The 14239-nt window shown below is 60.6% G+C and carries 9 protein-coding genes; 8 read left to right on the top strand and 1 reads right to left on the bottom strand.

Annotated features, from left to right (window positions below; genetic code table 11):
- The first annotated feature begins 5 nt into the window (after positions 1–5).
- The 5 genes from BS627_RS24550 to BS627_RS12280 are packed head-to-tail and all read left to right on the top strand — an operon-like array spanning position 6 to position 6374.
- On the top strand, positions 6–170 hold the full coding sequence (locus BS627_RS24550; protein ID WP_162854292.1) for a hypothetical protein: 165 nt from the start codon (positions 6–8) through the stop codon (positions 168–170).
- A gap of 44 nt (positions 171–214) precedes the next feature.
- The gene (gene kdpB, locus BS627_RS12295) at positions 215–2299 is read left to right on the top strand and encodes a potassium-transporting ATPase subunit KdpB (protein WP_077983518.1); all 2085 of its coding nucleotides are present in this window, start codon (positions 215–217) and stop codon (positions 2297–2299) included.
- 12 nt (positions 2300–2311) lie between these two features.
- Positions 2312–2878, top strand: coding sequence for a potassium-transporting ATPase subunit KdpC (gene kdpC / locus BS627_RS12290; RefSeq protein WP_077983517.1), 567 nt, complete (start codon positions 2312–2314; stop codon positions 2876–2878).
- A 55-nt stretch (positions 2879–2933) separates the two neighbouring features.
- Positions 2934–5636: a sensor histidine kinase gene (locus BS627_RS12285; protein WP_077983516.1), complete on the top strand. Its 2703-nt coding sequence runs from the start codon at positions 2934–2936 to the stop codon at positions 5634–5636.
- A gap of 48 nt (positions 5637–5684) precedes the next feature.
- Positions 5685–6374, top strand: coding sequence for a response regulator transcription factor (locus BS627_RS12280; protein ID WP_077983515.1), 690 nt, complete (start codon positions 5685–5687; stop codon positions 6372–6374).
- Between the two features lie 30 nt (positions 6375–6404).
- On the opposite strand, the gene BS627_RS12275 is transcribed toward BS627_RS12280, so the two are convergent.
- A complete protein-coding gene (locus BS627_RS12275) occupies positions 6405–7457 on the bottom strand; it encodes a threonine aldolase family protein (protein WP_077983514.1) in 1053 nt (350 codons plus the stop codon).
- 370 nt (positions 7458–7827) lie between these two features.
- Between BS627_RS12275 and gltB the strand changes: the two genes are divergently transcribed.
- Genes gltB through BS627_RS12265 form a run of 3 tightly spaced genes read left to right on the top strand, consistent with a single transcriptional unit; the run spans position 7828 to position 14210 of the window.
- A complete protein-coding gene (gene gltB, locus BS627_RS12270) occupies positions 7828–12573 on the top strand; it encodes a glutamate synthase large subunit (RefSeq protein WP_077983513.1) in 4746 nt (1581 codons plus the stop codon).
- 8 nt (positions 12574–12581) lie between these two features.
- Entirely contained in the window at positions 12582–12740 is a 159-nt protein-coding gene (locus BS627_RS24545; RefSeq protein WP_165691235.1) for a hypothetical protein, read from the top strand.
- Positions 12741–12755: 15 nt separating this feature from the next.
- The gene (locus BS627_RS12265; RefSeq protein ID WP_077983512.1) at positions 12756–14210 is read left to right on the top strand and encodes a glutamate synthase subunit beta; all 1455 of its coding nucleotides are present in this window, start codon (positions 12756–12758) and stop codon (positions 14208–14210) included.
- The last annotated feature ends 29 nt before the right edge of the window (positions 14211–14239 follow it).

The raw sequence follows: 14239 nt of genomic DNA, 5'->3' as shown, positions 1-14239 counted from the left end.
ATGCCATGAACGACGACAAATCCCGAAGTAACCGCGTCGTTTCCATCCGGAAAGGCGCTCCCGGCAGGGGGAGCGCGACGCCCGGCGGCTGGTGCGCTTCCAATGTCATTCTCGCGATGATGGCGGCTCTTGTCGCCGCCGTCGTCGCTCTCGAAGTTATCACGGGCTGATCGATCTTTATCGGTCGCCCCGTTTCAAACGCTGGAGCCTCTTCATGAGCCAGTCCAAACAAGCGAGCATCCTCGATTCTCGCATTCTCGTTCCGGCCATCGCCGCCGCATTCAAAAAACTCAATCCGCGCACATTGGCCCGCAACCCGGTCATGTTCGTGGTCGCGACGGTGTCGGTGCTGACAACAGTGCTGTTCATCCGCGATTTCATCATGGGTGGCGACAATCTCGGGTTTTCCTTCCAGATCAATCTCTGGCTCTGGTTCACCGTATTGTTCGCCAATTTCGCGGAAGCCGTCGCCGAAGGGCGCGGCAAGGCGCAGGCGGATTCACTGCGCCGGACCCGCACCGAAACCCAGGCGAAACTGCTCACCGGCGATGACCGCAGCCAGTATAAGATGGTGGCGGGCGCCGGCCTGAAGGTGAACGATGTCGTTCTCGTCGAGGCCGGCGATATCATTCCCTCCGACGGAGAGGTCATCGAAGGTGTCGCCTCCGTCAACGAGGCGGCAATCACCGGCGAATCCGCTCCCGTCATCCGTGAATCCGGCGGTGATCGCTCTGCCGTCACCGGCGGTACGCAGGTGCTGTCGGACTGGATCAGGGTTCGCATCACGGCCGCCGCGGGCTCCACCTTCCTTGACCGGATGATTTCGCTGGTTGAGGGTGCTGAACGCCAGAAGACGCCGAACGAGATCGCGCTCAACATTCTGCTCGCCGGCATGACGCTGATTTTCGTGCTGGCCACCGCGACCATTCCGAGCTTTGCATCCTATGCCGGCGGTTCCATCCCCATCATCGTGCTGGTGGCGCTGTTCGTGACGCTTATCCCCACCACTATCGGTGCTCTTCTCTCTGCCATCGGCATTGCCGGTATGGACAGGCTGGTGCGTTTCAACGTGCTCGCCATGTCCGGCCGCGCCGTCGAGGCGGCCGGCGATGTGGATACGTTGTTGCTGGACAAGACCGGCACCATCACGCTTGGTAACCGGCAGGCAACCGAATTCCGCCCCGTTGCCGGCGTTTCCGAGCAGGAACTGGCCGATGCAGCGCAGCTTGCCTCCCTTGCCGACGAAACGCCGGAAGGCCGTTCCATCGTGGTTCTCGCCAAGGAAAAATACGGCATCCGCGCCCGTGACATGCAGAAACTGCATGCGAATTTCGTACCCTTCACCGCCCAGACCCGCATGAGCGGTGTCGATTTTGAGGGCTCCTCCATCCGCAAGGGCGCAGTCGACGCCGTTCTCGCCTACGTCAACGGCGGCGCTTCGCAACAGGGCAATGCGGCGGTTGCCGTCAAAACCGAAACGGACGCCGCACGCGGCATCCGGACAATTGCGGAAGAGATCGCCAAGACAGGCGGCACGCCGCTCGCCGTCGTGCGGGATGGAAAGCTGCTCGGCGTCGTGCAGCTGAAGGATATCGTGAAGGGTGGCATTCGCGAGCGTTTCGCGGAGCTTCGGCGCATGGGCATCCGCACCGTGATGATCACCGGCGACAATCCGATGACGGCCGCCGCCATCGCAGCGGAAGCCGGCGTCGATGATTTCCTCGCCCAGGCGACACCGGAAAACAAGCTGGAGCTTATCCGCGAGGAACAGGCCAAGGGCAAGCTTGTCGCCATGTGCGGCGATGGCACCAACGACGCGCCGGCGCTGGCGCAGGCCGATGTCGGCGTTGCCATGAATACCGGCACGGTGGCGGCACGTGAGGCGGGCAATATGGTCGATCTCGACAGCGATCCGACCAAGCTCATCGAGATCGTCGAAATCGGCAAGCAATTGCTGATGACGCGCGGGGCGCTGACGACGTTCTCCATCGCCAACGATATCGCAAAATATTTTGCCATCATCCCGGCAATGTTCCTGGCGCTCTATCCGCAGCTTGGCGTCCTGAACGTCATGGGGCTCTCGACACCGCAGAGCGCCATCCTCTCTGCCATCATCTTCAACGCGCTCATCATTATCGCGTTGATCCCGCTGTCGCTGAAAGGCGTCAAATATCGGCCGATCGGCGCGGGCGCGCTGCTGTCGCGCAATCTGGTCATTTATGGCTTCGGCGGCATCATCGTTCCCTTCATCGGCATCAAGGCCATCGACCTCACTATTACGGCGCTCGGTCTTGCTTGAGGAGTAAAGACAATGTTTAGACAGTTTCGTCCCGCACTGGTGCTGATCCTTGCCACCACGGCCATCACCGGCCTCGCCTATCCGCTGGGCATGACGGGCCTCGCACAGGCGATCTTTCCCGTTCAGGCCAATGGCAGCCTGATCGAGAAGAATGGCACTGTCGTCGGATCGCAATTGATCGGGCAGGCTTTCTCCGGCGAGAAATATTTCCATGGCAGGCCGTCGGCCGCCGGCGACGGCTACAATGCTGCTTCGTCTTCCGGCTCCAACCTCGGTCCGACGAGCGCAAAGCTCATTGACCGGGTGAAGCAGGATTACGAGGCGGCGAAAACCGAAAATCCGACAGCTGAGGTGCCGGCCGATCTGGTGACGGCCTCGGGCAGCGGCCTTGATCCGCATGTTTCGCCAGAGGCCGCCTATTTCCAGGTTCCGCGTGTCGCCAGGGCAAGGGGCATGGATGAGGCCGCACTTCGCGCTATCGTAGAACGCCATGTGGAAGGACCGGAACTCGGATTTATGGGAGAGCCGGTCGTGAATGTGCTGGCGCTCAACATGGCTCTTGACGCAGCCGGCTCATGAACTGAAATGGCTATGGCTTGTTCGCAAGCCATAGCCTCGACCACTGGTGGGTTCAATGCCTGACGATATCAGCAATATGCCAAGCCGACCATCGCCCGATGCGCTGCTGGAACACGCCCGGCGCGAGGCGCGGGGCCGGCTGAAGATTTTTTTAGGGGCGGCGCCCGGCGTCGGCAAGACCTATGAAATGCTGATGTCCGGCCGTGCGAAGCTGGCGGATGGTGTCGACACCGTCATCGGCGTTGTGGAAACGCACGGCCGCAAGGAAACCGAAACGCTGGTGCAGGGCTTCGAGATCGTTGCGCGAAAGCGCATCGATTATCGCGGCCAGACGCTGGAGGAGATGGATCTCGACGCCATTCTCGCCCGTCGTCCCGCCTTGGTTCTGGTCGATGAACTTGCCCACACCAATGCCGCCGGCAGCCGCCACCCCAAGCGCTACATGGACGTTCAGGAAATTCTGGCGCAGGGAATCGACGTCTATACGACGCTGAACATCCAGCATGTCGAAAGCCTGAACGATGTCGTTGCGCAGATCACCCGCATCCGTGTTCGTGAAACGGTGCCCGATAGCATCATCGACCGGGCCGACGATGTCGAAATAATCGATATTACGCCAGACGACCTGATCAAACGGCTGCAGGATGGCAAGGTTTACCTGCCCCGCACCGCCCGGCGTGCCATCGAGAATTATTTCTCGCGCGGCAATCTGACGGCGCTGCGGGAGCTTGCGCTCCGGCGCACCGCGCAACGGGTGGATGAGCAATTGCTCAACCACATGCAGTCCCACGCCATTTCCGGCCCTTGGGCGGCAGGAGACAGGGTTCTGGTCTGCCTTGACCATGGCAGCAACGGCCCGGGGCTGGTGCGTTATGCCCGCCGGCAGGCGGATCGCCTACGCGCGCCCTGGACGGCACTGCATCTCGATACGCCGCGTTCGCAACAATTGTCAGAGTTGGAGAAGGACCGGCTGGCTGGCGCGATGCGGCTTGCCCAGCAGCTCGGCGGCGAGACGGTGACCCTGCCGGCGCTTGATCTCACGCGGGAAATCGTCTCCTACGCCAACGCCAATAATTTCACCCACATCATCATCGGCCGCCCGCGAAAATCCTGGTGGCAGCGGATTTTTCAGCGTTCGCTGACGCATGATCTGATCGACCATGCGGGCGATATCAGCGTTCATGTCATTTCCGGTGATAAAAAAGAAGAGAAACTGGGCCAGGCCGCAAAGCCGGCCTCGGCGCAATCGCATCCTTCTATACGACCATATCTTAACAGCACCCTGTTCGTCGGTTTGGCGATCGTGGCCGGCATCGTGCTGGACCAGACACTCGATGTCAGAAATCTGGCGCTGGTATTCCTGATGGCGGTTCTGGCCGCCGCCGTACGCGGCGGGCTGGGGCCAGCGCTTTATGCTTCCCTGCTCGGCGCTTTTGCATTCAATTTTTTCTTCCTCGAGCCGCGTTACACCCTGACTGTTCGCGATCCGGAAAGTGTCGTGGCGCTGCTGTTTTATCTCGGCGTGGCGCTTGTCGCCTCCAATCTCACGGCGGCCGTGCAAAGACAGGCCGCCGCCGCGCGGGCAAGAGCGCGAACGACGGAAGATTTATATCTGTTCTCCAAGAAGCTTTCGGTGACGGGAACGCTGGACGACGTGCTGTGGGCGGCTGCTTTCCAGATGGCCTCGATGCTGAAGGTTCGGATCGTTCTGCTTTTACCGGAAAACAATACGATCATGGTCAAGGCGGGATATCCGCCGGACGATACGCTGGTGGATGCCGATATTGCCGCCGCGCAATGGGCCTGGGAACATAACAAGGCCGCTGGCAGGGGCGCGGATACGCTTCCTGGCGCCAAGCGGCTTTACCTGCCCCTGCGCACCGGCAGCGGCGCCGTCGGCGTGGTGGGACTGGACGATGACCGGCTCGGTCCGCTTCTGACGCCGGAACAGCAGCGGCTGTTCGATGCCCTGGCCGATCAGGCGGCGCTCGCTATCGAGCGAATCCAGCTTGTCTCGGATGTCGACCGGGCAAGGCTTGCGGCGGAAACCGACCGGCTGCGCACCGCGCTCCTGACGTCCATTTCCCACGACCTTAAAACACCGCTTGCGGCCATTCTGGGTTCGGCCGGAACGTTGAAGGATTTCGCCGAGGACATCCCGCCGGATGCGCGCGCCGAACTGCTTTCGACGATCATTGAGGAATCCGAGCGGCTGAACCGGTTCATCTCCAATCTTCTTGATATGACGCGGATCGGCTCGGGCGCGATGGAGCCGAATTACGGTCTGCATTTCTTGGGCGATATGGTTGGAACCGCGCTGTCGCGCGCCGCCAAAATCGTCGCCAGGCATGAGATTGTTCTGGATATTCCCTCCGACCTGCCGATGCTGAAGGTCGATCCCGTGCTTTTCGAACAGGTCCTGTTCAATCTCATCGACAATGCCGCCAAATACGCTCCCGAACATACCGCCATCGAGATTCGCGGCTGGCGGCAGGGCAAGAATATCTTCCTCTCCGTGGCCGATGCGGGACCGGGTATTCCACCTGACGATACGGAGCGGGTGTTTGACAGCTTCTACCGCGTGCGCAAGGCGGATCATGTGCAGGCCGGAACCGGCCTGGGACTATCCATCTGCAAGGGGTTTATCGAGGCCATGGGCGGTTCGATCCACGCGGAAAACAGGTCAGGCCGTACCGGTGCGCAATTTACCGTCAGTCTGCCGATTTCCTCCGGAGCTCCGGTGATCGATCATGATTAAGGCGCGATTGCCGACGACAAGCGATCATGCCGCTGAAGGAGATCGGGAATGACCAATTCCGCCGTTCGTATTCTGATCGTCGACGACGAACCGCCGATCCGCAAGCTTTTGCGTGTAGGGCTGTCGACCCAAGAATATGCGGTGAGCGAGGCGATGAACGCCAAGGTCGCCATGGAGTTGGTCAGCGAGGACAAGCCCGATCTCGTCGTTCTCGATCTCGGCCTGCCGGATATGTCGGGGCATGATCTTCTGGCGAAATGGCGCGGCGAAGGGCTGGCGCTGCCGGTCATCATCCTCTCCAGCCGCACGGATGAGGCGGGTATCGTCAAGGCGCTGGAGCTGGGGGCCGATGACTACATCACCAAGCCTTTCGGCATGAACGAACTCGTCGCCCGCATCCGTGTCGCCCTGCGCCATCGTCTGCAAAGCCAGGGGGAGAGGCCGGTGTTTCAGACCGGTGATCTTTCTGTCGATCTGGTCAGGCGTATCGTCAAGGTGGAGGACCGGGAGGTGAAGCTCTCACCCAAGGAGTATGACATCCTGCGGGTTCTGGTGCAGCATGCCGGGAAGGTTTTGACCCACCGTTTCCTGCTTGAACATGTGTGGGACGAATTGACCGACGTGCAATATTTGCGCGTCTATGTGCGCCAGCTTCGGCAGAAGATCGAAAAAACCCCGGATCAGCCGCGCTATATCCTGACGGAAACCGGTGTCGGTTACCGGCTGCAGGAGGTGTGAGGGCGCCGCAAGGCGACGCCCTGCGATAGTTTAAACGGCGGCGCAGATCGACAGGAATTCGTCCACATCGGCTTCTGTCGTGGCAAAGCTCGTGACCATGCGGATCAGCACTTCGTCCTTGCCGACATTTTCCGGCATATCGCGCGGCTCCAGCCAGTCATAGAACTTTGCACCCTTTGCCGTGGCGGCTTCTGCGGCGGCCTTTGGAAGAATAGCGAAAACTTCATTGGCCTGAGTCGGCCATGCAAGGCGGGCGCTGTTCAGCGAAGCGAAACCGGCACGCAGACGATTGGCCATGGCGTTGGCGTGGCTGGCGAGACCGAGCCAGAGGTCGTCCTGCAGATAGGCCTCGAATTGCGCGGCGATGAAACGCGATTTCGAGAAAAGCTGGGCGGTGCGCTTGCGCAGGAAGGAGAAATCCCTGGCGAGCGAGGGATCGAAGAAGACGATCGCTTCCGCACACCAGCAGCCATTTTTCGTGCCGCCGAAAGACAGGACGTCGACGCCGCGTTTCCAGGTCATTTCGGCGGGTGTGGTGCCGAGTGCGGCCAGCGCATTGGCGAAACGCGCGCCATCCATATGCAGCGGCAGGCCATTGTCTTTTGCGATTTTGGCGATGGCATCGATTTCATCGAGTGTGTAGACCGTGCCGGCCTCGGTCGCCTGCGTCATGGTGATGGCTGCGGCGCGGCCGTGATGCACGGCATCCTGCGGATAACGCGCAATGCGCTCAATGAGGTTCTCCGGCAGCATCTTGCCGTTCGGTCCCTCGACGGCGACCATGCGCATGCCGGAAAAGAAATCCGGCGCGCCGCACTCGTCCTCGATCACATGCGCTTCGGAGTGGCAGAAGGTCAGGCCGCCGGCGCGGGCGATGCTGGCCAGCGAGAGCGAATTGGCCGCCGTGCCGGTCGCGACGAAAAACACCGCGACTTCGCGTTCGAAAATCTCGTTGAAGCGCTTTTCGATGGAGAGATCGAGTTCGCTGGTGCCATAAGCCGCGGCAAAGCGTGTGGATTCCCGCGAAAGCCGTTCGTTGACGGCCGGATGGGCGCCAGCCCAATTGTCTGAAGCAAAAAACATCTCTGAAGGCTTTCCGATAGCTGAGGTTCTGTTCGGGCTGTTCGAAGCGATAACGGGGAAAGTTCTAGGTCGGAACATTGAGATTGGCAAATCCGGTAATGAAAGCAACGGGTCGACCTGCTTTGCGACAAGAAAGTTTCGCGCAATAGGTCAGTATCGAAACTTCGCTGCGAAATGCGGCTTTCACTAATTGGATTCGCACCCTTGCTAAATCCGCCCGTTTCTGCCAAAATCCTACTGAATTGAGACAGCTTTGCTGTCCTAAATTGACCAAAGCCGGGTTGAATGCGAGTTTTGCGGGAAGCGAAAATTCGTGTCGAGCCGGATCTTCGCATGAAACCATGCAAGTAATTTTGCAGGAGGGACACAAATGACGAACAAGCCGCAGGCGAACATCGCTGCCGCCACCCTGACCACAGACTGTCCCACCGCGGCTGCGGCCGCGCCCGTTTCTGCGAAAGCGCGTTTCGCGGGCGGTTTGCCGGAAAGGCAGGGTCTTTACGATCCGGCTAATGAACATGATGCCTGCGGCGTCGGCTTCGTTGCCCATATGAAGGGCCAAAAGTCGCACCAGATCGTCAAGGACGGCCTGTTCATCCTGGAAAACCTCACGCATCGTGGCGCTGTCGGCGCTGATCCGCTCATGGGTGATGGTGCGGGCATTCTGGTGCAAATTCCTGATCGTTTCTTCCGTGAGGAGATGGCGACGCAGGGCGTGACGTTGCCGAAGGCGGGTGAATACGCCGTCGGCCATATCTTCATGCCGCGCGATCCTTCCCGCATCGAGCACTACAAGAAGGTCATCGTCGACGTTATCGGCGAAGAGGGGCAGCAGTTCCTCGGCTTCCGCGATGTGCCGGTCGATAATTCCTCTCTTTCCAAGGCGCCGGATATCGCCGCGACCGAACCGCACCACGTGCAGGTCTTCATCGGCGCCGGCCGCGACGCCGCGAGCAATGCCGATTTCGAGCGCAAGCTGTTCCTGATCCGCAAGGTTCTCTCCAACCGCATTTATGACGAGGGCGGCGGCAAGGAAACGCAGGATTTCTATCCCGTTTCTCTCTCCTCCTCGACCATCGTCTACAAGGGCATGTTCCTCGCCTATCAGGTGGGCGCCTATTACAAGGATCTCGCCGATCCGCGCTTCGAATCCGCTGTCGCCCTCGTGCACCAGCGTTTTTCGACCAACACCTTCCCGTCCTGGAAACTGGCGCACCCTTACCGAATGGTCGCCCATAACGGCGAAATCAACACGCTGCGCGGCAACGTCAACTGGATGGCGGCGCGTCAGGCGTCGGTTTCCTCCGCGCTGTTCGGCGATGACATCTCCAAGCTCTGGCCGATTTCCTACGAGGGTCAGTCGGATACGGCCTGCTTCGACAACGCGCTCGAGTTCCTCGTGCGCGGCGGTTATTCCATGGCCCATGCCGTGATGATGCTGATCCCGGAAGCCTGGGCCGGCAACCAGTCCATGTCCGCCGAACGCAAGGCGTTCTACGAATATCATGCAGCGCTGATGGAGCCGTGGGACGGTCCGGCTGCCGTCGCCTTCACCGACGGCAAGCAGATCGGCGCGACTCTCGACCGCAACGGTCTGCGCCCGGCGCGTTACCTCGTCACCGATGACGACCGCATCATCATGGCGTCTGAGGCAGGCACGCTGCCCGTGCCGGAAGAGCGCATCGTCAAGAAGTGGCGTCTGCAACCCGGAAAGATGCTGCTGATCGATATGGAAAAGGGCTCCATCGTTTCCGACGAGGAAGTGAAGCACGAGCTCGCCGCCAAGCATCCGTATCGTAGCTGGCTCGACCGCACCCAGCTCATCCTTGAGGATCTGAAGCCGGTGGAGCCGCGCGCGCTGCGCCGCGACGTGTCGCTGCTCGACCGTCAGCAGGCCTTCGGTTACACGAGCGAAGACACCAAGCTCCTGATGTCGCCGATGGCGACGACCGGCCAGGAAGCCATCGGTTCGATGGGTACCGATACGCCGATTTCGGCCATGTCGGACAAGTCGAAGCTGCTTTACACCTATTTCAAGCAGAACTTCGCGCAGGTCACCAACCCGCCGATCGATCCGATTCGCGAAGAGCTCGTCATGAGCCTCGTCTCGTTCATCGGTCCACGCCCGAACCTGCTCGATCACGAAGGGGCAGCCCGCGCCAAGCGTCTGGAAGTGCGCCAGCCGATCCTGACCAATGGCGATCTGGAAAAGATCCGTTCCATCGGCCACACGGAAGACCGCTTCGATACCAAGACGCTCGACTTCACCTATGATGTGGAGCGCGGTGCGGAAGGTATGCCCGAAATGCTCGACCGCCTCTGCGAGCGGGCGGAATCGGCCGTTCGTGGCGGTTACAACATCATCGTTCTTTCCGACCGCCAGCTTGGCCCTGATCGCATCGCGATCCCGGCACTTCTGGCGACGGCCGCCGTGCACCATCACCTGATCCGCAAGGGTCTGCGCACCTCGGTTGGCCTCGTCGTGGAAACCGGTGAGCCACGCGAAGTCCATCATTTCTGCCTGCTTGCCGGTTATGGCGCGGAGGCGATCAACCCCTATCTCGCCTTCGATACCCTGCTCGACATGCACAAGCACGGCGCCTTCCCGAAGGAAGTCTCCGACGACGAAGTCGTTTATCGTTACATCAAGGCTGTCGGTAAGGGCATCCTGAAGGTCATGTCCAAGATGGGCATTTCCACCTACCAGTCCTATTGCGGCGCTCAGATTTTCGACGCCGTCGGCCTGTCGTCGCAATTTGTCGAGCAGTATTTCTTCGGCACCGCTACTTCCATCGAAGGTGTGGGCCTGACGGAAATCGCCGAAGAAACCGTAACGCGCCACACGGCCGCTTTCGGCAAGGATCCGATCCTTGCCAATACGCTCGATATCGGCGGTGAATATGCCTACCGTATGCGCGGCGAAAGCCACGCCTGGACACCAGATGCGGTTGCCTCGCTGCAACATGCGGTGCGCGGCAACAGCCAGGACCGCTACCGCGAATTTGCCGGCATGGTGAATGAGACGGCGTTGCGCATGAATACCATTCGCGGCCTGTTCAACATCAAGTCTGCGGAAGCGCTCGGCCGCAAGCCTGTTTCCATCGATGAAGTCGAGCCGGCGGCTGAGATCGTCAAGCGCTTCTCGACGGGCGCCATGTCCTTCGGCTCGATCAGCCGCGAGGCGCATACCACGCTCGCCATTGCCATGAACCAGATCGGCGGCAAGTCCAACACGGGTGAGGGCGGCGAAGAATCCGACCGTTATCTGCCGTTGCTCAATGGCAAGCCGAACCCGGAACGCTCTGCCATCAAGCAGATCGCGTCTGGTCGTTTCGGTGTGACGACGGAATATCTCGTCAATGCCGATATGCTTCAGATCAAGGTTGCGCAGGGTGCCAAGCCCGGCGAAGGCGGCCAGCTGCCCGGCCACAAGGTGGATGCGACGGTTGCCAAGACCCGCCACTCCACACCGGGCGTCGGTCTCATCTCGCCGCCGCCGCATCACGATATCTATTCCATCGAAGATCTGGCGCAGCTGATCTATGACCTGAAGAACGTCAATCCGGAAGCCGATGTTTCGGTGAAGCTGGTGTCGGAAGTCGGTGTCGGCACGGTTGCGGCCGGTGTCGCCAAGGCGCGCGCCGACCACATCACCGTTTCCGGTTTCGATGGCGGCACGGGTGCTTCGCCGCTGACGTCGCTGAAGCACGCGGGCAGCCCTTGGGAAATCGGCCTTGCCGAAACCCAGCAGACACTGGTGCTGAACGGCCTTCGCTCGCGCGTCGCGCTGCAGGTGGATGGTGGTCTGAAGACCGGCCGTGACGTCATCATCGGCGCGCTTCTGGGTGCTGATGAATTCGGCTTTGCAACCGCGCCGCTCATTGCGGCCGGCTGCATCATGATGCGCAAGTGCCACCTGAACACTTGCCCCGTGGGCGTCGCCACGCAGGACCCGGTTCTGCGCAAGCGCTTCAAGGGCACGCCGGAACACGTCATCAACTACTTCTTCTTCGTTGCCGAAGAAGTGCGCGAAATCCTCGCCTCGCTGGGCGTGACCAAGCTGGACGAGATCATCGGCGCTTCCGAACTGCTCGAAAAGGATGAGATGCTGGCGCACTGGAAGGCAAAGGGGCTGGATTTCAGCCGCATCTTCCACAAGGTCGAGGCTCCCAAGGAAGCGACCTTCTGGACCGAACGCCAGAAGCATCCGATCGACGACATTCTCGACCGCAAGCTGATCGAGAAGTCTCTGCCGTCGCTGGAAAACCGCGAGCCCGTGGTCTTCGAAGTACCGATCAAGAACGTCGATCGTTCCGCCGGTGCCATGCTTTCGGGCGCGTTGGCGAAGCGCTGGGGCCATAAGGGTCTCAAGGACGATACGATCCATGTGACGCTGCGGGGCACGGCGGGCCAGTCCTTCGGCGCGTTCCTTGCCCGTGGCATCACCTTCGATCTAGTGGGTGATGGTAACGACTATGTCGGCAAGGGTTTGTCAGGTGGCCGCATCATCGTGCGCCCGCCGGAAAATACCCGGATTATTGCGGAAAACTCGATCATCGTCGGCAATACCGTGCTTTATGGTGCGATCACCGGCGAGTGTTATTTCCGCGGTGTGGCGGGTGAGCGCTTTGCGGTGCGTAACTCCGGTGCCGTTGCTGTTGTCGAAGGTGTCGGCGATCACGGTTGTGAATACATGACCGGCGGTATCGTCGTCGTTCTCGGTGAAACGGGCCGTAACTTCGCAGCCGGCATGTCCGGCGGCGTGGCTTATGTTCTCGACGAGAAGGGCGACTTTGCCACCCGCTGCAACATGGCCATGGTCGAGCTGGAGCCGGTTCCGGAAGAAGACGACATGCTGGAAAAGCTGCACCATCACGGCGGCGACCTCATGCACAAGGGACGTGTGGACGTTTCCGAGGACATGACGCGTCACGACGAGGAGCGGCTCTACCAGCTGATTTCCAATCACTTCCACTACACCAACTCTGCACGCGCCAAGGATATACTCGACCGCTGGAGCGAGTTCCGTCCGAAATTCCGCAAGGTCATGCCGGTCGAATACCGTCGTGCGCTTGAGGAAATGGAGCGCATGCGCATGGGCGTGGCGGCGGAGTAATCCGCCGCGTGAGGATACTACACCAACTGATCTCGCTGATGATCGCGGTCGCTGTTCCCATGGCGGTCACCTGGACGAGCGGCGAGACCGGATTTGAGTTCATCGTGCTGGGGGCGGCTATGGGTTTCGCTTACTGGTACTGGGGCCCGACAGGCGCTCCGCTTTGACGTGAGGATTTAAACGTGGGCAAGGTTACAGGTTTTCTGGAGATCGACCGTCAGGTGGGCAAGTATCAGCCTGCATCGGATCGTATCCGCCATTTCCGCGAATTCACCATTCCGATGTCGGATGCCGAAGTGCAGAAGCAGGCGGCACGCTGCATGGATTGCGGTATTCCCTACTGTCACGGCCCGACGGGCTGTCCCGTGCATAACCAGATCCCGGACTGGAACGATCTGGTCTATAACAACAATTGGGAAGAGGCGATCCGCAACCTCCATTCCACCAACAACTTCCCGGAGTTCACCGGCCGCGTCTGTCCGGCACCCTGCGAGGAGGCTTGCACGCTGAACCTCGAGGATGCGCCGGTCGCCATCAAGACCGTCGAGCAGGCGATTGCCGACAAGGCCTATGAGCTGGGTTTCATCGTGCCGAAGCCCGCGACGATCCACACCGGCAAGAAGGTCGCCATCATCGGTTCCGGTCCTTCGGGCATGGCGGCTGCGCAGCAGCTGGGCCGCGCCGGCCACGAGGTTCATGTCTATGAGCGCGAATCTAAGCCCGGCGGCCTGCTTCGTTACGGTATTCCGGACTTCAAGATGGAGAAGAACTTCATCGACCGCCGTGTCGAGCAGATCAAGGGCGAAGGCGTCACCTTCCATTGCGGCGTCAATGTCGGCGTCGATGTAACGGTCGAAGCGCTTCTGGCCGACCACGATGCCGTGCTTTATTGCGGCGGTTCGGAAACCCCGCGCCCGGCCGGTATCGGCGGCGCCGATCTGCATGGCGTCTACGATGCCATGCCCTATCTCGTGCAGCAGAACCGCCGCGTCGGTCGCGAAAATATCGACAGCATTGGCTGGCCGGCCGATCCTATCCTTGCCGGCGGCAAGCATGTCGTCGTTGTCGGTGGCGGCGATACCGCATCCGACTGCGTCGGTACGGCTTTCCGTCAGGGTGCCGTGAAGGTCACCCAGCTCGACATCCGCCCGATGCCGCCGGAAAAGGAAGACAAGTTGGCGGTCTGGCCCTTCTGGGCGACGAAAATGCGTACCTCGTCCTCGCAGGCCGAAGGCGCCATCCGCGAGTTCCAGGTGGCGACGCTCGAATTCGTCGGCGAAGACGGCGTGCTGACAGGAGTGAAGTGCTGCCAGGTGGATGACCGCCGCAAGCCGATCGCTGGCACGGAATTCATCATCAAGGCCGATCTTGCGTTCATCGCGATCGGCTTTTCAGGTCCCTTCACGGACAGCGTGCTGAAGGAAATGGACGGCAAGCTGAAGCTCAACACTGACCGTCGCGGTTCCACCAATGTGATCGCCAATGAAACCGACTACAAGACTTCGGTCGACAAGCTTTGGGCGGCGGGCGACGTGCGCCGTGGCCAGTCGCTGGTGGTCTGGGCGATCCGGGAAGGCCGCCAGGCGGCGCGTGCAATCGATGAAGCGCTGATGGGTGCGACCGTCCTTCCGCGCTAAGCACTGACGGTAATACGAGCCGAAAAGGC

The organism is Agrobacterium salinitolerans (assembly GCF_002008225.1).
In the GTDB taxonomy this organism is placed as follows: Bacteria; Pseudomonadota; Alphaproteobacteria; order Rhizobiales; family Rhizobiaceae; genus Agrobacterium; species Agrobacterium salinitolerans.
This window is presented reverse-complemented; position numbering and strand designations above follow the sequence as displayed.